General features: G+C 69.5%; 15 protein-coding genes. 6 read left to right on the forward strand and 9 right to left on the reverse strand.

Going from position 1 to position 19,540, the window contains the following annotated elements; all coding sequences use genetic code 11:
* The 3 genes from V7Z82_RS16920 to V7Z82_RS16930 all read right to left on the reverse strand — a co-directional run bounded on the left by V7Z82_RS16920 (nucleotide 1) and on the right by V7Z82_RS16930 (nucleotide 3,129).
* On the reverse strand, nucleotides 1–1,308 hold the full coding sequence (locus tag V7Z82_RS16920) for an ABC transporter substrate-binding protein (RefSeq protein WP_334152893.1): 1,308 nt from the start codon (nucleotides 1,306–1,308) through the stop codon (nucleotides 1–3).
* 126 nt (nucleotides 1,309–1,434) lie between these two features.
* Entirely contained in the window at nucleotides 1,435–2,448 is a 1,014-nt protein-coding gene (locus tag V7Z82_RS16925) for a LacI family DNA-binding transcriptional regulator (RefSeq protein WP_334152895.1), read from the reverse strand.
* 222 nt (nucleotides 2,449–2,670) lie between these two features.
* The gene (locus V7Z82_RS16930) at nucleotides 2,671–3,129 is read right to left on the reverse strand and encodes a GNAT family N-acetyltransferase (RefSeq protein ID WP_334152896.1); all 459 of its coding nucleotides are present in this window, start codon (nucleotides 3,127–3,129) and stop codon (nucleotides 2,671–2,673) included.
* A 168-nt stretch (nucleotides 3,130–3,297) separates the two neighbouring features.
* On the opposite strand from V7Z82_RS16930, the gene V7Z82_RS16935 reads away from it, so the two are divergent.
* Nucleotides 3,298–5,517 (forward strand): NADP-dependent isocitrate dehydrogenase, encoded by a 2,220-nt coding sequence (locus V7Z82_RS16935; protein ID WP_334152897.1) that lies wholly within the window; start codon nucleotides 3,298–3,300, stop codon nucleotides 5,515–5,517.
* A gap of 90 nt (nucleotides 5,518–5,607) precedes the next feature.
* On the opposite strand, the gene V7Z82_RS16940 is transcribed toward V7Z82_RS16935, so the two are convergent.
* Both V7Z82_RS16940 and V7Z82_RS16945 read right to left on the reverse strand, forming a co-directional pair.
* The gene (locus tag V7Z82_RS16940; protein ID WP_334152899.1) at nucleotides 5,608–7,092 is read right to left on the reverse strand and encodes a L,D-transpeptidase; all 1,485 of its coding nucleotides are present in this window, start codon (nucleotides 7,090–7,092) and stop codon (nucleotides 5,608–5,610) included.
* Nucleotides 7,093–7,192: 100 nt separating this feature from the next.
* Complete coding sequence (locus tag V7Z82_RS16945; protein WP_334152901.1) at nucleotides 7,193–7,597, reverse strand: RidA family protein; 405 nt, start codon at nucleotides 7,595–7,597, stop codon at nucleotides 7,193–7,195.
* Between the two features lie 25 nt (nucleotides 7,598–7,622).
* On the opposite strand from V7Z82_RS16945, the gene V7Z82_RS16950 reads away from it, so the two are divergent.
* From V7Z82_RS16950 to nagB, 5 genes are all read left to right on the forward strand, one after another.
* The gene (locus V7Z82_RS16950; RefSeq protein WP_334152903.1) at nucleotides 7,623–8,840 is read left to right on the forward strand and encodes an alanine racemase; all 1,218 of its coding nucleotides are present in this window, start codon (nucleotides 7,623–7,625) and stop codon (nucleotides 8,838–8,840) included.
* Nucleotides 8,831–12,109 (forward strand): family 20 glycosylhydrolase, encoded by a 3,279-nt coding sequence (locus tag V7Z82_RS16955; protein ID WP_334152905.1) that lies wholly within the window; start codon nucleotides 8,831–8,833, stop codon nucleotides 12,107–12,109. The genes V7Z82_RS16950 and V7Z82_RS16955 overlap by 10 nt, the downstream gene beginning before the upstream one ends.
* A 74-nt stretch (nucleotides 12,110–12,183) precedes the next feature.
* Nucleotides 12,184–13,371, forward strand: a complete 1,188-nt coding sequence (locus V7Z82_RS16960) for an ROK family transcriptional regulator (RefSeq protein ID WP_334152906.1) — start codon at nucleotides 12,184–12,186, stop codon at nucleotides 13,369–13,371.
* 34 nt (nucleotides 13,372–13,405) lie between these two features.
* Nucleotides 13,406–14,371: an ROK family protein gene (locus V7Z82_RS16965; RefSeq protein ID WP_334152907.1), complete on the forward strand. Its 966-nt coding sequence runs from the start codon at nucleotides 13,406–13,408 to the stop codon at nucleotides 14,369–14,371.
* A complete protein-coding gene (gene nagB, locus V7Z82_RS16970; RefSeq protein ID WP_334152908.1) occupies nucleotides 14,364–15,143 on the forward strand; it encodes a glucosamine-6-phosphate deaminase in 780 nt (259 codons plus the stop codon). Before V7Z82_RS16965 ends, nagB begins: the two co-directional genes overlap by 8 nt.
* A gap of 6 nt (nucleotides 15,144–15,149) precedes the next feature.
* On the opposite strand, the gene V7Z82_RS16975 is transcribed toward nagB, so the two are convergent.
* The 4 genes from V7Z82_RS16975 to V7Z82_RS16990 are packed head-to-tail and all read right to left on the reverse strand — an operon-like array spanning nucleotide 15,150 to nucleotide 19,394.
* The gene (locus V7Z82_RS16975) at nucleotides 15,150–15,557 is read right to left on the reverse strand and encodes an NUDIX hydrolase (RefSeq protein WP_334152909.1); all 408 of its coding nucleotides are present in this window, start codon (nucleotides 15,555–15,557) and stop codon (nucleotides 15,150–15,152) included.
* Entirely contained in the window at nucleotides 15,550–16,926 is a 1,377-nt protein-coding gene (locus V7Z82_RS16980) for an FAD-binding oxidoreductase (protein WP_334152910.1), read from the reverse strand. Before V7Z82_RS16980 ends, V7Z82_RS16975 begins: the two co-directional genes overlap by 8 nt.
* Nucleotides 16,923–17,294, reverse strand: a complete 372-nt coding sequence (locus V7Z82_RS16985) for a YrdB family protein (protein WP_334152911.1) — start codon at nucleotides 17,292–17,294, stop codon at nucleotides 16,923–16,925. Before V7Z82_RS16985 ends, V7Z82_RS16980 begins: the two co-directional genes overlap by 4 nt.
* 9 nt (nucleotides 17,295–17,303) lie before the next feature.
* On the reverse strand, nucleotides 17,304–19,394 hold the full coding sequence (locus V7Z82_RS16990; protein ID WP_334152912.1) for a sigma-70 family RNA polymerase sigma factor: 2,091 nt from the start codon (nucleotides 19,392–19,394) through the stop codon (nucleotides 17,304–17,306).
* Nucleotides 19,395–19,540 lie beyond the last annotated feature (146 nt).

Genomic DNA, 19,540 nt, shown 5'->3' on the forward strand with positions numbered 1-19,540 from the left:
TCAGCGGAAGTCCGCCGTGCCTTCGTCGTACTGCTCACCGAGGTTGGCGTCGGTGGTCGCGGCATCCTGCACGCCGGTGATGAGACCCTGCAGCTCCTGCACGATCACGTCGTAGAAACCGGGGGCGGGCCAGTCCGGGTAGAACGCCAGGCCGTCTGCATCGAGGACGCCGTTGAACGTCTCGATCAGCGCGGCGCTCTTCTCGTCGGTGATGTCGGCGGTGTCGGCGGCGACGGGAAGACCGCCGTTGTTGCCGATGATCGCCTGGATCTCCGGACGCATCGTGATGTCGATGAACTGGTAGGCGAGGTCCTTGTTGGCTGCGTTCTCCGGGACGACCCAGAGGTTGCCGGAGGAGCCGAGCGAGAGGTCGGCGCCGGGGAAGGCGGTCATGCTCCAGTCGAAGCCGGTCGCCTCGGAGACGAAGCGGCCGAACCACCAGGAACCCGACACGAAGATCGGCGAGGTGCCGTTGATGAATGAGACACCGGCGTCCTCCGCCTTGACCGACGAGACGTCGGAGGCGATGTAGCCCTTGTCGACGTATTCCTGCAGCGTCTCGGTCGCCGAGGTGATCTCGGGGCCCTGCCAGTCGACCGGGTTCTTGTACAGCTGGTAGTCGTCCACGAAGCCGCGGTCGCCCTCCATGAGTGCGAGCTGGTACCAGAGCTGGCCGAGCGGGTACTCGGCGCCGGCCTCGGCCAGCGGGGTGATCCCCTTGGCGACGAAGGCGTCGAGCACGTCGACGAACTCGTCGTAGGTCGTGGGGATCGCGAGCCCGGCCTCGGCGAATGCGCTCTCGTTGTAGTAGACGCCGACGAACTCGCCGTAGTTCGGCACGCCGAACCAGGTGTCGCCGCCCATCACGCCGTCTTCCGAGTACTTGGCGGTCGTCTGCAGCGAGGGTGCGAGCTTGTCGGCCCACCCGTACTCCTCGACGGCATCCGAGATGTCGGTGATCAGCCCGGTCGATGCGAGGAAGCCCGCGGTGGCGTTGCCCTTGTTGAACTCCATGAGGTCAGGGGCCGCGTCGGTGTCGAGCACCTGACTCGCGGTCTTCTGGATCTGCTCGAACGACTTCTCCTCGAACTCGACCTTGGCGCCGGTCTCCTCCTCGAAGATCTTGATCGCCTCGGCCCAGGCCTTGCCCATGGCGCTGTCGGCACCCTCGTAGTGCCAGAGCTTGAGGGTGTCGCCACCGCCGCTGTCGCCGTCGGATCCGGCGGTGCAGCCGCTCAGCACGACTCCCGCCGCTGCGAGGGCGGCCACTGCTGTCAGGGTCTTCGTCCTGCGGATGTTCCGTGCCATCGTCGGCACTCCTTTCTCGGTGGCCCATGGGGCCGGACACTTCACTGGGTCGGGGTGTTCAGTTGTGGGAGGTGCAATCGTCGAAGCGTTTCGATAACGACGATGGCGAAGCGAGGCCCGCCGGTGTCACTCCCGTGCGGGAGCGACCGAGCCGGCTGGGCGGTAGGTGGGCGGGATCAGGTGGATCTGCGCCGGCAGACGCGGATCCTCGAGTCGCTGCACAGCGATCTCGACGGCGAGTTCGCACGAATCCTGCGGAACGAGCGGGATCGTGTCGATCGGTGTGGGGAGCATGGCGGTGTCGAACGATGCCGCAGCCGAGACGATCGACACGTCGACGCCCACCCGCAGTCCTCGCTCGGCGAGGATGCTGAGGAGGATCTCGTGCACATCGTTCACCGCGTGCACGATGAAGGCGCGGATGCCGTCGTCGAGTGCGGCGGCGACAGCCGCACGGACGACCGCGGACTCCGTGGTGAGCCCACCCGACGATGTCCAGGTCAGCTCGACCGCCCGCGCATCGCTGCGCTCCTGCACGCCCCGGAGGAGGCGTCGAGGGAAGTTCGACTTGCGATAGGAGACATCGGTCTGGCCGAGCAGCAGGATGCGGTCGCTGCCGGCGTCCGCCAGGCGGTCGACCGCGAGGTGGCCCGCGGCCTCGAAGTCCAGGTCGACGCAGGTCAGCTCGCGCTGATCGTCCGGCAGGCCGATGAAGATCGTGGGTGTGCGGACGGAGCGGGAGATCTCCACCCGTTCGTCGTCCGGCGCGACGTCGAGCACGAGGATCGCGTCGACGAGATTGCTCGCGGCGACGCGGTTCATGCCCTCCGAGGTCTGCTCGTCGGTGAGGAGCAGGATGTCGTAGCCGCGGCGCCGCGCCGCCACGGCGGTCGCGAGCACGAACGCCATGTGCGTGGGAGCGTGGGTGTCGGCGCGAAGCGGCTCGGTGAGCGCGAAGATGTTCGTGCGTCGACCGGCGAGCATGCGGGCTCCGGCATCCGGCTGGTAGCCGAGTGACTGCGCGGCATCCTCGATCCGTCGTCGCGTCTTCTCCGAGACGGGGCGCTTGCCGCTCAGTGCGTAGGAGACGGTGCTGATCGACACACCGGCGGCGGCTGCCACCTCGTGAATCGTCGTCATCGTGACTCCATCGTCGCTCTGCCTATGCCGTCGAAGCGCTTCGCTTCGGGCCCTTCAGCGATGATAGACAGCCTGCGCGAGTGAGCGCAAGCTTTTTGTGGTTCCTGGCAACATATTGATGGCCGATGACCAGCGCAGCGCATCGCCATCCGCATCGGAGACGCCGATCAGGAGGGCGACGGGGTCTCGATGGGGGAGGGGATTCGGGGCCCCGCCGCCGGCCTAGGAGTCGATGCGGATCGAGGCGATGACCTCGGAGTACTCGGTCTCGCCGACCGGGGTGAATCCGACCCTGAGGAAGAAGGCCTCCGGGCCGTCGTCACCGGCTTCGTAGATGACGTCGACGTGGTCGACGCCGCGGTTGCGCGCCTCGCCGATCAGGCTCTCGACCGCGAAGCGGCCGATGCCGCGACCCTGGTCGTCGGCGTCGACGTTGATGCGCCACAGCACGGAGCGGAAGTGCTCCTCCGGGGCCTCGTCGTCGAAATTGGCGCTGACGAACCCGACGACGGTGTCGCCGTCGAGCACGACCCGCTGCCAGGAGGTCTGGGGATTGATCACGGTCGCTGCGATGCCGTAGGACACCGGAGCGAGGAACTGCTCCTGTCCGGGCTTGAGCGACAGGTTGTTCACCGCGACGATCGTCGCGGCGGAGAGTTCGACCATGCGCAGTTCGGACATGACCCCAGGCTAACCCCTCGGGCACGGGCGCACACGCATCGCGTGAAGAAATCCGTCTGAGGGATGACGATGGCCGGACGCCGTGTCGGACGCTCGGAACGCGGGCCGGAGGCCGCTCAGGTATCTTGGTATCGAGACAAATCGACCTCGTGAACGGAGAACCTCCCGGTGACCGACGACGCCATCATCTACACCTATACAGACGAGGCACCGGCGCTCGCCACCGCCTCGTTCCTTCCGATCGTCCAGGCCTTCAGCGGCCAGGCCGGCATCGACTTCGAGACTCGGGACATCTCGCTCGGCGGCCGCATCCTCGCGGCCTTCCCGCAGAAGCTCACCCCTGAACAGCAGGTGGGCGACTCCCTCGCAGAGCTCGGCGGCCTCGCCACGCTCCCCGAGGCGAACATCATCAAGCTGCCGAACATCTCGGCATCCATCCCGCAGCTGAAGGCGGCGATCGCCGAACTGCAGCAGCAGGGCTACGACATCCCCTCCTTCCCCGACGACCCGGAGTCGCTCGAGGAGAAGGACGTGCGAGCGCGCTACGACCGCATCAAGGGCTCCGCGGTGAACCCGGTGCTCCGCGAGGGCAACAGCGACCGTCGTGCGCCGCTGGCGGTGAAGAACTACGCGAAGAAGCACCCGCACCGCAACAAGCCCTTCGCCGAAGGATCCAAGACCCGCGTCGCGACGATGGGGCACGACGATTTCAAGTCGAACGAGAAGTCGTGGGTCGCAGCGAGCGACGACGTGCTCAGCATCCGCCACACGGCCGCCGACGGCACCGTCACGGTGCTGAAGGAGGGTCTCAAGGTCCTGCCGCGCGAGATCATCGACGCGACCTTCCTGTCGGCCGCAGCGCTCGACGCCTTCCTGTCCGAGACTCTGGAGCAGGCGAAGTCAGAGGACGTGCTGTACTCGGTGCACCTGAAGGCCACGATGATGAAGGTCAGCGACCCGATCATCTTCGGTCACGTCGTGAAGGCCTTCTTCGCGGACGTGTTCGCGAAGTACGGTGACAAGCTCACGGAGGCGGGCCTCAAGCCGAACGACGGACTCGGATCCATCCTCTCCGGTCTCTCGAACCTCGCCGAGGGCTCCGAGATCGCGGCGGCGTTCGACACGGCCATCGCCGAGGGGCCCCGTCTGTCCTACGTCAACTCCGACAAGGGCATCACCAACCTGCACGTGCCGAGCGACGTGATCGTCGACGCCTCGATGCCCGCGCTCGTCCGCAACGGCGGCAAGCTGTGGGGCCAGGACGGCGGCGAGGGCGACACCATCGCCGTCATCCCCGATTCCTCGTACGCCGGTGTCTACCAGGCCGTGATCGACGACGTGATCGCGAACGGCCCGCTCGACCCAGCCACGATCGGCACCGTGCCGAACGTCGGTCTCATGGCGCAGGCAGCCGAGGAGTACGGCAGCCACGACAAGACCTACGAGATCGCCGCAGCCGGTGTCGTGCAGGTCCTCGACAGCGAGGGCAACGCGCTGATCGAGCACGAGGTGGGCGCAGGCGACATCTGGCGTGCGACGCAGACGAAGCACATCGCGGTGATGGACTGGGTCAAGCTGGCCGTCACGCGTGCCCGCGCCTCCGGATCGCCTGCGGTGTTCTGGCTCGACGCGAACCGCTCGCACGACGCGCAGATCATCGCGAAGGTGCACCAGGGCCTCGCGCTGCTCGACACGCACGGCCTGACGCTCACGATCCTCGCGCCCGAGGAGGCGACGCGCTACACGCTGGCGCGCATGCGTCACGGCCTCGACACCATCTCGGTGACCGGCAACGTGCTGCGCGACTACCTGACCGACCTGTTCCCGATCCTCGAGGTCGGCACGAGCGCCAAGATGCTCTCGATCGTGCCGCTGCTCGCGGGCGGCGGACTGTTCGAGACGGGCGCGGGCGGATCGGCGCCGAAGCACGTGCAGCAGCTGGTCGAGGAGAACTACCTTCGGTGGGACTCGCTCGGCGAGTTCTTCGCGCTGGCGGCGTCGCTCGAGCACTTCGCCGACCGCACTGGCAACGAGAAGGCGCGCGTCCTGGCGGAGACGCTGGACGCTGCGACCGGCACCTTCCTCGAGGAGGACCGTTCGCCCGGTCGTGCGCTCGGCACGATCGACAACCGCGGCAGCCACTTCTACCTCGGCCTCTACTGGGCGCAGGAGCTGGCGAAGCAGACGAAGGATGCCGACCTCGCAGCGGCGTTCGCTCCGATCGCCGCGACCCTCGCGGAGAACGAGCAGAAGATCGTCGGCGAGCTGAACGCGGTGCAGGGCACGCGGGTCGAGATCGGCGGCTACTACCGTCCCGACGCCGCACTGGTCGCTGCGATCATGCGTCCGTCGGTCACGCTGAACGGGATCATCGACGCCCTCAGCTGACACGGAGACACGAAGAAGGGCGGATGCTGCGAAGCATCCGCCCTTCTTCGTGTGTGCGGGCGAGCCGTGTCGACGAGCTGTGCCGGTCGCCTAGTTGTGGACAGCGACCTCGAGGCCGACGGGCGACCAGTCGTACACGTACTTGGCCAGGTCGACCGGCAGGTTGACGCAGCCGTGGCTCATCCGATTGCCGAAGTTGTTGTGCCAGTAGGTGCCGTGGAAGCCGATGTTCGTGGTGAACCAGGTGATCCACGGCACGTCCTCGGTGCAGTACGGGGCGCCGGGGTAGCAGCCCATGTCCTGCATGCGCGTGTGTGCGAAGACCTTGAAGTTGCCGGTCGGGGTCAGCGTGCCGGGGAGGCCGGTCGAGACCGCCCAGGACTGCACGACGTTGCCGTTCTCGTACAGGGTCGCGCGCTGCGAGCCGAGATCGATGTCGATGCGTCGAGCGAGCGACACGACCTCGAACGGCGTCTCGGAGACGGTGAGAGCGAAGTTGCCGTTGCCGGTCTGCAGCTGCGCGGCGAAGTCCTCGGCGATGCCGGAGGTGTCGCCGACCGTGCGTCCGGTCGCGCCCGCCTGCTCCTGGCGGAGCACCGTGCCTGCGGAGTCGACGATGTTCGTCTCGTTCACCGGTGCGCGGTCGACGAGACCGGGCAGCGCGTCGATGCTCGGCTGGATCGCGGCGGCGTCGGCCTCGATGCGCAGCTGTCCGTCATCGTCGACGACCGTCAGCCAGGTGGCGATGACATCGGGAGTGACAGGGACGGTGCGCTCTTCGCCGATGTAGAACCCGGCCGTCGAGAGCATCGTGTTCAGCGACGCGGCCGTGGTGGTCGCGTCATCGTCGGAGATCGCGGCAGGCGCCTCGGCAGGGCCGCCGGGATACTCGAGCGTGCGTGCGCCGCCGGCGACCGCGTCGGTGATCGCCGCGGTGAGGTCGGCGATATCGATGCCGGTTCCTGCCTCTGCCGGCGTCGTGATGTACTGCTGCGTCGCTGCGTCGAACGTCACGCCGGCGTCGACCGGGTCGACGTAGCTGCTCGGGACCGCGGCGCGAAGCGCACTGGTCGCGGCGGCGGCGTCGAGCGTGATCTCGCCCGGGACCGCGTCGCCCATCCAGGTGGTCACGTTCCAGAACGGGCGTTCCGCGAATGCCTCGTCAGCCAGTGCCTTCGCATCGATCGTGGCGCCGAGGTCGGTGCCGGAGAGCACGGTCCCCTCGCCTGCGCCGGTCAGCGTGATCTCGGTCGATGCCAGGTGCGCGTCGACGGCGTCGGCTGCGGCGCCGGGCGTCAGGAAGCCCACCGGGATGCCGGCGACCGTGGTGCCGGGGGCGATGAGGAACATCGATGCGGCACCCGCGCCGATGGCGACGACGCCGAGGCCCAGGCCGATCCAGAGACCGAGGCGGCGCTTCTTGGGCTTCGGCTCGATGGGTGCCCAGGCGAGCGGCTGGTCGCCTGTCGGCGGCTGCGCGTTGTCGGATGTCTCAGCGGGCGTCAGCGGAGTCGTCGCGAGGCCGTCGCCGAACGACTCGGTCTTCTCATTCTGCGCGGAGATCAGATCGGTCACGCACTCACCCCCCGGTTCATCAAACGTGTCCTATTTGACAATGGTACGTGATGGGAGGTAACGGGGAGGCAACGGTCGTGCGGGCGCACCCGCCCACCCGTCAGTCGACGATCGCGATGCCGTCGATCTCGACCAGCATCTCCTCGCGGGGGAGGCCGGTGAAGACCGTGGTGCGCGACGGCAGCACGCCGTTCGTGGTGTGCGCGGTCACGAACTCGCCGTACGCGTCGTTCATGATCGGGAAGTCCTCGCGCTTGGTGAGGTAGACGCGCAGCATGACGACGTCGTCGAACGTCGCGCCGGATGCCTCGACGATCGCCTTGACGTTCTCGAGCGTGCGGGTGGTCTGCGCCGCGACATCGCCGGGGAAGAGGTACTCGTTCGTCACCGGATCGACCGGCCCCTGGCCGGAGACCTGCACGAACGGGCCCTTGCGGATGCCCTGGGAGAACGTGTGGGCGGGGGCGGGGGCGGCGTCGGTCGCAACGCGGGTCTTCGCAGTCATGATCCCAGCCTAGTAGCCTTGTTAGATGCCTCTACAAATTCCCGATCCCGTTCTCGGTGCCTGGGCGAAGGGCTTCCCGACTCGGGCTGCCGGACTCCGGCTCTCGGAGGTGGCCGACGCGGGGCTCCGCCTCTCCGACCTGCCGACCCCCGTGTTCACGGTGCACGAGGCGGCGCTGGCACACAACGAGAAGACGGTCTTCGGCTGGGCCGGTGATCTGGGCGTGCACCTCGCGCCGCACGGCAAGACCACGATGGCTCCTGCGATGTGGCAGCGGCTGCTGGATGCCGGTGCCTGGGGCATCTCGCTCGCGACGCCGTGGCAGGCCGAGGTCGCGATCGAGGCCGGTGTGCACACGGTCCTGATCGCCAACGCGGTGACGGATGCCGCGGCGGCGGCACGATTCGGTGAACTGCTCGCTGCCGACCACGACCTCCGGATCCTGTGCTGGGCGGACTCGGTCGCCACCGTCGACATCCTCGCGGCGGCACTCGCCGACGCGACCCGTCCGCTCGACGTGCTCGTCGAGCTCGGCGGCGCGCACGGTCGCACCGGCGCGCGGACGGTCGAGGAGGGCGAGCGCATCGCCGCGGCGATCTCCGCCGCACCGGGGCTCCGTCTCGCCGGCGTCACCGGCTACGAGGGGCCGTTCGGGCCTGATCGCAATGCTGACTCGGTCGCTGCGGTCGACGCCTACCTCGAGACGATCGTGGCCCTGCATCAGAAGCTGGTCTACCCCGACGGCATCCGTCCGGTGCTCAGCGCAGGGGGCAGCTCGTTCCCCGACCGTGCTGCGGCCGTCCTGTCCTCTCAGCGGGAGACGGCTGATGTGGTGCTGCGCTCCGGCGCCTTCCAGATCCACGACGACGGGTTCTACTCCCGGATGTCCCCGTTCGGACCAGTGACGGGCACCGCGCCGCTGCGCTCCGCCATGCACGCATGGTCCCGAGTGCTGTCGCAGCCGGAAGATGGGCTCGCCCTGCTCGACGCCGGGCGCCGCGACGTGCCCTTCGACATCGATCTGCCCACGCCGCAGTCGGTGGCCGGCGAGATCACGGCCCTGAACGATCAGCACGCGTTCCTGCAGCTCGCCGCCGGAGCGTCGGTGGTCGTCGGCGATGTCGTTCGCCTCGGGCTCTCGCACCCGTGCACGGCCTTCGACAAGTGGCGCGTGGTCGCCGTGATCGACGATCCCGATGCGGATGACCCCCGTGTGATCGGAGCGGTGGCGACATGCTTCTGAGCGCTGAGAAGGCGGCCGAGGGACTGGTCCGCGTCTACCGCGGTGCCGTGGTCGTCGACGGCACCGGTGGCGCCAGATACGACGCCGACGTCGCGGTCGAGGGACCGCGGGTCGTCGCGATCCTGCGCCGCGACGATCCTGCGCGCGCGACGCTCGAGCTGCCGGACGGCGCGATCGAGATCGACGCGCGCGGACTCGTGCTCGCCCCCGGCTTCATCGACATGCACGCGCACAGCGAGCTCGCGGTGCTCAGCGGAGCGGCGCACGAGGCGAAGATCCGGCAGGGCGTCACGACCGAGGTGCTCGGTCAGGACGGTCTCGGCTATGCACCGCTCGACGACGTGACCGCATCCGTCATCCCAGCGCAGATCGCCGGCTGGAACGGGATGCCGGCAGCGGCGCCCTGGCGCAGCATGGGCGACCTGCTGCAGGCGATCGACGAGACGGCCGTCGCGAACGCCGCCGTGCTCGTGCCGCAGGGCAACCTGCGGATGATGGTCGTCGGTCACGAGAACCGTCCGGCCACCACCGAAGAGATCGCCGCGATGTGCGAGCTGCTCGGCGACGCCCTCGATGCAGGCGCCTTCGGCATGTCGAGCGGCCTCACCTACACACCGGGCATGTACGCCGACACGGCGGAGCTCGAGGCGCTGTGCGCCGTCGTCGGCGAGCGCGGTGGCTACTGGGCTCCGCACACTCGCAGCTACGGCGGGGGAGCGCTGGACGCATACCGCGAGGCGCTCGACATCGGTCGGCGCACCGGCTGCCCGATCCATCTCACGCACGCCACCATGAACTTCGTCCCGAACCGGGGCAGGGCGCGCGAGCTGCTCGTGCTGGTCGACGAGGCGATCGCCGACGGCGTCGACGTGACGCTCGACACCTACCCGTACCTCCCCGGCGCGACGACGCTGGCGGCGCTGCTGCCGAGCCGGCTCGCCGAGGGCGGCGATCTCGTGCGCGTGCTCGCCGCCCTCGATGCCGATGGGCGCGAGCGCGTGCGGGTCGAGCTGGAGGAGATCGGCTGCGACGGCTTCCACGGCGAGCGGGCCGACTGGACGGCGATCCAGATCTCCGGCACCGCCGATCCGGCGCTCGACGATCTCGTGGGCCGCACGATCGCAGAGATCGCCGAGTCCGACGGACGTCGTGCCGTCGACGTCGTGATCGACACCATCGTCGCGGACGGGGGAGCCACCGGCATCCTCATGCACATCGGTGACGAGGGGAACGTGCGCGAGATCATGCGCCATCCCCGCCACACCGCCGGCAGCGACGGCATCCTGATCGGTGCCAGACCGCATCCACGAGGACGAGGCACGTTCCCCCGCTACCTCGGCCACTACGTGCGTGAACTCGGCATCCTCACGCTGGAGGAGGCCGTGCGGCATCTGTCCGCAACGCCGGCTGCGCGGCTCGGCCTCGATCGAGGCGATGCGCCGCGTGGCGTCATCCGCACTGGCGCGACGGCGGATCTCGTGCTGTTCGATCCGCGCACGATCGCGGCCGGCGCGACGTTCGAGTCTCCACTCGAACAGCCCATCGGTGTGATCGAGGTGCTGGTGAACGGCGTCGCCGTCGTCGCATCGGGCGAGGTCACCGGTCGAACGCCAGGTCGAGCCCTGCGGATGGCTCCGGCCCCGCACCGTGCGACGCTGCCGAAGATCGATGCCCTGATCGATCCATCGACGCACGGCTTCACCTGGACCGCCCGCACCCCGGTGCTGGCCGACGCGGAACTCGCGCACATCGTCGCGAGGCTGACCGGCGATGCCCGCGTCGTCGTCGGCGAGCCGCCGATCCGACTGCGCGTGGACGCGGCAGTGGCGGCGGAGGCGTTCGCCGCAGGTCGCGTCGGCGACGAGGCGTTCCGGTTGACGATCACCGCACACGGCATCGACATCGTCGGTGCGACTGCGGCCGGCGCGTTCCGCGGAGCCACGACGCTTCGTCAGCTCCGCGCCCCTGGTGCGGAGACGGCCGTCCTGCCCGCTGGCGTGTGGGAGGGCGCACCGGCGTACTCCTGGCGTGGTGCGATGCTCGACGTCGCCAGGCACTTCCGTCCGGCCGACGACATCCGACGGCTGATCGACGTGCTCGCGGATCATCATCTCAACGTCCTGCATCTGCATCTCACCGACGATCAGGGATGGCGCTACGAGGTACCGGGCTTCCCACTGCTCACCGAGGTCGGCGCGACCCGCGCGGCGACGCAGCTCGGGCACGGCGTGCACGCGACGGTCGAACCCGGCGTGCACGAGGGGCACTACACGACCGCCGAACTGCGCGACCTGGTCGAGTACTCACGTGAGCGGTTCGTGACGCTGGTGCCCGAGGTGGAGCTGCCCGGCCACATCCAGGCGGCGCTCGCGGCCTACCCGCACCTCGGCAACGCCGATGTCGGCGGCCCGGTCACCGCGCCATGGGAACGGTTCGGGGTCAACCCCCGCACGCTCGCCCCGACCGAGGAGGCACTCGCCTTCGGACGCGCCGTGATCGATGCGCTCTGCGACGTCTTCGATTCCGAGTGGATCGGGATCGGCGGCGACGAGGTGCCGGTCACCGAATGGGCGGAGAGCGCTGCCGCGCAGGAGCGGATGCGCGAGCTCGGCCTCGCGACGCCGCACGACGTGCAGCCATGGTTCACGGCCGAGTTCGTGGCGCATGTGCGCAGCCGCGGACGCACGGCGCTCGCCTGGGACGAGGTGCTCGAGGGCGATGTGCCCGAGGGTGTGCGGGTCCTGGCCTGGAGAGGGCCGGTCGCGATGCAGGAGGCGCTGCGGCGCGGCATCCCGGTCGTCGCCTGCCCCGATCTCGAGGTCTACCTCGACTACGCGCAGTCCGAGTCGGCGGAGGAACCCATCAGGGTCGGGCCGCCCTTGACCATCGAGCGCGCGTACACGCTGCGGGTGCCCGACGGATCGGTCGGCGGCCAGGCCAACGTCTGGACCGAGCACCTCCCGACGAGGGACCGCGTCGACTTCGCCGTGTTCCCTCGGCTCGCTGCGATCGCTGAGCGCCTCTGGGAAGGCGGGGACACGGGGGACTTCTCGGACTTCGCGCGACGACTGCCCACCCATCTGATCCGACTCTCGGCTGCCGGTGTGCGGTATCGTCCCCTCGACGGTCCGACGCCGGACCAGCGGCGTCCCGGGGTGCCGGAGAAGCCGATGACGATCGCGGCTCGGGAGGAGATCGTCGCCGGATTGGTCGAGAGGCTGGTCGCCAGGGCCGGGGAATCGGTCGACACGGCTTCGCAGCTTAAGTAACGTTTCGGTAACCCTCACCGCGCGTCGCGCGGCAGAGGTTGCACAATTTTTGTTCGTAAGGTCTACTAACAAACATGTCCGCTTCGGATGAATCGCGTCCCGCCATGACGGCAGAGTACGTCGGCGGGAACAGCCATGCCTTCGGCCCTGGGCGCCACCTGCGCTCCCGCTCGAAGGTGCTTCCCGAACACGCGCGCGGACACAACCGCGCACTCGTGCTGCAGACGCTGTATCACGCCGGGGCCATGAGCCGTGCCGACCTCTCCAGGGAGACCGGCCTCACCCGTGTGACGATCTCGGATCTCGTCGCCGAGTTCATCGCAGACGGCATCGTGATCGAGATGGGCGTGCGGGAGACCGTCGGTCCTGGCAAGCCGCCGATCCTGATCGACATCGATCGCGTCGGACACCAGATCATCGGAATCGATCTCTCCGGTCCGAGCGCCTTCGTCGGTGCGGTGCTCAGCCTCGACGGCGATGTGCTCGAACGGCGTGAGGTCGCGCGACCCGACGGGCCCGACGGCGACGCGGTCTACGCCGCGATCCTCGATCTCGCACGGCAGCTGGTGGCGGCGTCCACGCAGCCGCTGCTCGGCGCGGGCATCGGCACCCCCGGCGTCGTGCGCCCTGACGGCCTCGTGCTGAGCTCTCCGAACCTCGGCTGGACGAATTTCCCGCTCGAGGCGAAACTCGGCGCCGACCTCGACCTGCCCGTTCTCGCACGCAACGACGCGAACGCGGCGGTGCTCGCCGAGTACACCTTCGGCGATGCCAAGGCCGACTTCATGCTGATCAAGATCGGCCGGGGTGTCGGTGCGGGTCTGATCACCGGCAGCCAGCCGCTGCTGGGCAGCCGCTTCGCCGCCGGCGAGATCGGTCACGTCGTGGTCGGCACCGACGGCGGTCCGCGGTGCGCCTGCGGCAAGGACGGATGCCTCGAGGCCTGGCTCAGCGTCAGCCGACTCCGCGATGCGCTCACCGACGAGCCGACGGCTCGTGACGCGATCCTGCGCGATGCCGGCACCAGGATGGGGATCGCGATCGCCCCGATCGTCGCAGCGCTCGATCTCTCCGAGGTCGTCGTATCGGGTCCAGCAGATCTGCTCGACGGCATCCTGATCGACTCCGCGATCGAGACGCTGCATGCCAGAACACTGGAGGGGGTCTTCGAGGACACCCTCATCCGCCTGACCCGTCAGGAGGACATCGTGCTGCGCGGCGCCGCTGTGATGGTCCTCTCCGCGCAGCTGGGCGTCTCGTGATCTCCGCCATGACCCGCACCGGGAGCGGCATCCGATGAAGGGTGCTGATTTCGCCGACCTCGACGGTCGGCAGATACGCGTGGGCCTGGACGTCGGCGGTACCAAGATCGACGCGGTCGCGGTCTCGCCGTCAGGGGATATCCTCGGACGCCTCCGCCGCCCGACCGGCTGGGGCGACGACGCGGTCGTCGAGAGCATCGTGCTCGCCGTCGGCGCTCTGGCCGACGAGACCGGATTCGAGGTGTCCGACATCGGGTCCGTCGGGATCGGCATCCCCGGTCTGGTCGACGCCGACACCGGTCGTGTGCTGCATGCCGTGAACCTCGGTGTCGAGTCGCTCGACCTGGCCGTGCGGGCGCAGCAGGCGCTCGGGGTGCCCTTCCGTGTCGAGAACGATGTGAAGGCCGCAGCGCTCGGAGCCGCAGTGCTGCGTGGCGTGACCGGCTCCATGGCGTACCTCAACCTCGGGACCGGCGTGGCAGCCGGCATCGTGGTGGACGGTCGGATCTGGCGCGGTGCGCGCGGCACCGCCGGCGAGGTCGGGCACATCTCGGTGGATCCGAACGGACGCCTGTGCGGCTGCGGCCAGCGCGGCTGCGTCGAGACCTTCTGCGGCGGCGGTGCGCTGTCGCGCGCGTGGGGTCGACCCGGTGCGCTGCCGGTCAAGGACATCTTCGACGCCGCAGATGCGGGCGACGTGACGGCGCTCGCGCTGCGGGCAGACCTCCATCACGGCGCAGCCGCCGCGGTGCGGGTGCTCGTGCTCTCAGCCGATGTCGAGACCGTGATCATCGGCGGTGGGCTCACCGCGCTCGGCGAACGCCTGGAGCTCGGCATCCGCACCTCGCTGCGCGCCGACGCCGAGACGTCTCCGTTCATGCGTTCACTGCACCTGGAGGAGCGGATCGAACTGCTCGCCCCAGGATCACCCGCTGCAGCATTCGGCGCCGCACTCGTCGGCGCATCCGTCACCGAGAAGGAGATCGTTTCCCATGGCTGAGGTCGTCATCGTCGAGAGCGCGGAGGCCGCAGGGTCTCTCGTCGCCACCGAGATCTTCGAGCTGATCGCGCAGCGCGCTGACGCAGTGCTGGGGCTCGCCACCGGCTCGACGCCGCTGCCCGTGTACGAGGCGCTGCGCCAGCAGCGCGACGGTCGCGACCTCTCGCTCGTGCGCGGCTTCGCGCTCGACGAGTACGTCGGGATCGACCCGGCGCATCCGGAGAGCTACCGCTCGGTCATCACCCGCGAGGTCATCGAGCCGCTCGGTCTCGACCCGAAGCGCATCAACGTGCCCAACGGCGCCGAGGCGACCATCCAGCACGCCGGCGACGACTACGAGGCGGCGATCGCCGAGGCCGGCGGCGTCGACCTGCAGATCCTCGGCATCGGCACCGACGGTCACATCGGCTTCAACGAGCCCGGTTCCTCGTTCGCATCGCAGACGCGCGTGAAGACCCTCACCGAGCAGACCCGTGCGGACAACGCACGCTTCTTCGACTCGATCGACGACGTGCCGCGCCACTGCATCACGCAGGGGCTCGGCACGATCCTGCGCGCACGTCACCTCGTGCTCCTGGCATTCGGCGAGGGCAAGGCGCAGGCCATCGCCGATGCCGTCGAGGGACCGCTGACCGCCATGCTGCCGGCGTCCGCGGTGCAGCTGCATCCGCACGCCACGATCGTCGTCGACGAGGCAGCCGCATCGCGCCTGAAGCTCGCCGACTACTACCGTTACACCTTCGCCAACAAGCCGGCCTGGCAGGGCATCTGAGCCCGCTCAGCCTCGCAGCGCCGGCCACGCGAGCGGCAGCAGGTGCTCGAGGCTGAGGGGAGCCAGGGGGAGCGTCTCGACGTCTGCGGGCGTGATCCAGCGCAGTTCGGCGAGCTCGGCCTGCACCGTGACCGTGCGCGGGTCGATCGACGCCGAGAACGCATCGGCCACGACGCGGTGCCCCGGCTCATTCGCCGCCGCCGACACGAATGTGCCGAGCGGGGTGAGGTCGCTCTCGGTGAGCTGCAGGCCGAGCTCCTCCTCGAGTTCGCGGATGAGCGTCTGCGCCGGGGACTCTCCCGCTTCCGGTTTGCCGCCCGGCTGCATGAAGCGCACGGTGCCCTGCTTGCGCACGACGAGCACACGATCGCGCTCGTCGACGATGACGGCCGCGCTCACGTGGATGTCAGGCATCTGCATCACCTGTCTGCTGGAAGACCTTGCCCGGGTTGAGGATGCCGAGCGGGTCGAAGACGCGCGTGATCTGCCGCTGCAGCTCCCACTGCGCGTCGCCGAGCTCCTCGGCCAGCCAGCGTCGTTTCAGGACGCCGATCCCGTGCTCGCCGGTCAGGGTGCCCCCGAGACGGATCGCGGCGCGGAAGAGCTCGTCGGCCGCCGCCCACACGTGCGCAGGGGTCTCGGTGCCCTCGAAGATGAAGTTCGGGTGCAGGTTGCCGTCGCCGGCGTGGGCGACCGTCGGGATCACGAGCCCGTACTCGCGCTCGATGCGCGCGATCTCGTCGAACATCTCGGGCATCGCACTGCGTGGCACCGACACGTCCTCGATCAGCGTCGTCCCGAGCGAGGCCATCGCAGCGTGCATCGAGCGTCGGATCGCGAGCAGTCGTTCGCCCTCCGCTGCATCCTGGGTGAGTGCGGCCGTGCCGGCGTTGGCGCGCAGCACCGCCGCGATCGTCTCGGCCTCTGCGATCGCAGCAGGGCCGTCGGTCTGGATGGTCAGCTGGGCTGCGCCGGCCGGGGGAGCGGGCAGCAGGAGCAGGGCGTGCACGGCGGCGAGGCTCGCCGCATCCATGAGCTCCATGATCGCGGGCTGCACGCCGGATGCGGTCACCGCTGCGGAGGCTGCGGCCGCAGTGCGGACATCGGGGAACGTCGCGGTCACGGTGCAGGTGGCGCCTTCGACGAGCCGACGGAGCTTCAGGGTGGCGCCGACGACCACGCCAAGGGTCCCCTCCGAGCCGATCACGAGCGAGGTCAGGTCGAGACCCGTGACACCCTTCACGCTGCGGTGGCCGAGATGCAGCAGCCGTCCGTCCGCGAGCACCAGGTCGACGCCGAGCACCGCATCGCGCACGACGCCGTACTTCGCGCACAGCAGTCCGCCGGCGCCGGTGGCGATGTTGCCGCCGACGGTCGAGATGTCGCGGCTGGCCGGATCCGGTGCCCACCACACGCCGTGCGCGGCGAGCTGACGGTTGAGGTCGGCGTTCAGGATGCCTGGCTCGACGACGGCCAGCAGGTCATCGGGGCGGACCTCGGTGAGCGCATTCATCCGCATGGTCGAGAGGACGATCTCGCCTGTGCCGGCGTTCGCTGCGCCCGCAAGGCCGGTACCGGCTCCGCGGACGACCACCGGCGTGCGGGTCGCCGTAGCGAGGCGCATGGTCTCCTGCACGTGCGCAACGGTCTCGGCGTGCACGATCGCGATCGGGCGGCCTGCGGCGGCATGACCCGATCGATCCGCCCTGGCGGCTTCCAGCGCTGCGTCGTCGACGTCGACGAGATCGCCGAGGGCCGCCGTGAGCTGCGCCAGGACGCTCACGACAGCGCGCGCCGCCCGCTGATGACGCCTGCCGCGATCGCGACGACGCCGAAGGCCGAGCCGATCAGCGCCTGATCCATCGACCACCATGCGATCGTGACGCCGACATAGATCAGCAGCTCGACGACGGCCCTGAGGTACGGATGCACCCGCAGCACGGGCTTCGGCGAGAGGAAGAGCGCCCAGACCAGCAGCACCACGACCGGCGCGCCGATGCCGAGCACGACGTTCCACGGGAACGCCCAGGTCGCGAAGCCCCACAGGGCGAGTGAAGCGATCGCGAGCACCAGGACGATGGCGCGGACGACGTCGAGAACCGTGATGACCGGACGCTCGACGCCGGGTACGGGAGCGGGATCCGGAGACATGGCTCCAGTCTATTCGGCGGTCGCCGGTGCCTCGTCCGCGAGCGCGTCGGCGGGTGCTGCTGCGCCGACGAGGGCGTCGTCGACCGTCACCGGCTCGACCGGTGCAGGTTCGGCCGGTGCAGGTTCGGCCGGTGCAGGGACAGCCGGCGGCTCGGTGACCACGGGCGGCGCCGGTGGGGCGGGCTGCTGCTCAGGAGCCGCTGAAGCGGCGCTGTCATCGCCGACGGCCGGGACATCAGCGGCAGGAGCCACCGCGTCGGACGCGGTGGCATCGGAGGTCCCGCCAGCGGGCTCCGATGCGGAGGCGGTGTCCGGCACGGTGGTCGCGGCCTCGTCGCCCAGACCGAGATCGCAGAGCAGCGCGGCGATCGGCGGGATCGGGCCGAGCTCCCACAGGGTCGTCGTGGTCGGCACGCCGACCTGGTCGCCCGCGATGTAGGCGAAGCTGACGGCTGCGTTGCCGCAGAGCTGGGCGAGGGTGGGGTGCAGGTCGATCGCACCGGTGGCGACGTCCGCTCCCTCTGCGCCGGTCAGCGCGGTCGTCCGCGGGCCGCTGCCGTCGATCTGCGCCTGCACGGTGGACCCCGCAGCGCCGCTGAACGAGACGCGGTAGTTCGTGGTCAGGCCGACGAGGGAGACCTCGGCGCCGATCACGCTCGGTGCCCCCTCCGGCAGCGTGGGCTGCGGATCGACGGGGTCGACGGGGTCGACAGGGTCGACAGGGTCGACAGGGTCGACAGGATCCGTTGGATCGGTCGGCACTGGCGGGACGACCGGCGTCACGGGAGTCGGCGGCACCACGACGGGGAGGGTCGGCTCAGCGGGCGCAGGATCTGCGGCATCCGCCTCCTCCGCGATCGGCGCGACCTTCTCGTCCGGCGTCGGAGCTGGAGCGGGCGTCTCGATGATGACCGGCTCATCCAGCGACATCGAGGCGTCGGGTCCGATGTCCGACGCGATCGACGAGGAGTCGGAGTCGCCCGCGCTCGGCCGCGACGCCGACGGGCCGGCGCCGGCGAGTCCCGGCACGACCGCCGCGGCGACGACGACGCCGGCGACCACGAGTGCGGCAGAGCCGACTCCGACGAGGGCGCCCATTCCGGTGAGCATGCCGGCGGCTGCGCCTCCGCCGGCTGCGGTCCCGCCGGCAGCGCTGCCGGCAGCGCCTCCCGCCGTGGAACCACCGCTGCCACCGGCAGCGTGCGCCGAGGCGAGCGCGCCGGATGCTCCAGCCGCGACACCAGGATCGGCGGCGAACACCGCGGCCGGCACGACGGCCGGTGCGAGGGCGGCGACCTGCGCGCCGTTGCCCTGCAGCGTGGCGAGGTATCCGGCGGAACCGGTGATGCCGAGCACGAGCGGCAGGAGCACGAGCCCGAGTCGCATCGACACGTCCTTGGCCTCGGCAGCCACGATCATGCAGCGGGCGCACTCGTCGAGGTGGGCCTCGAGACGGTTGTGGTCACGCGTGCTAAGGTTGCCGCGCGAGTATGCGCCGAGGTGCTCGATCGTCCACTGGCAGTCGGAGCCGGGAGCAGCGCTGCGCAGATGGGCCTGGATCCAGGCCTCGCGGAGGCCCTCCCTGGCGCGGAAGGCGAGCTGCGACACCGCGCCGGCCTTCATGCCGAGCAGCGGAGCGACGGCCTGCGGCTTCATCTGCTCGATCTCGGTGTACCAGAGCACTTCCTGCCAGCGTGATGGCAGGCTGCGGAACGCCTGCGCGGTGAGGCTGCGGTCGAGCGCCTCGTTGGTCGCCTGCTCGGTGCTGTCGGGGTCGGCGACCGTGTCGAGCTCGTCGATCGCGGACTCGCGACGCGAGCGCCCCCACGCAGCGGCGGTGTTGCGGATGCTGGTGAAGAGGTAGGCGCGGAACGAGCCGTTCGGCCCGCCGCCCTTGACGATGGCCTGGTAGATGCGGGTGTACGACTCCTGGACGAGGTCGTCAGGGTCGATCGAAGAGGTCACGGATCGCGCGACCGCCACCCCGGAGGGGTAGTGGCGTCTCCAGAGTTCGCCGAACGCCTCCGTGTCGCCGGAGCGGGTGCGGAGGATCAGATCGGCATCGGCGATCGGCTCGTGAAGGGGGGTGTCTTCGTGCACTTCCATCAATCTGTCTCGGGGCGCTCGTGCGCCCTCACAAGAGAGACGCGCGGGTGGGCTGTTCATCACGCGTCTTCTCCATTCTCACTCGGATCACGCCGCAGGGCCACCCCTCGTCACGGATTCATCGAAATCGGTCTCAATGG

It is taken from the genome of Microbacterium sp., assembly GCF_036823965.1.
Classification (GTDB): Bacteria; Actinomycetota; Actinomycetes; order Actinomycetales; family Microbacteriaceae; genus Microbacterium.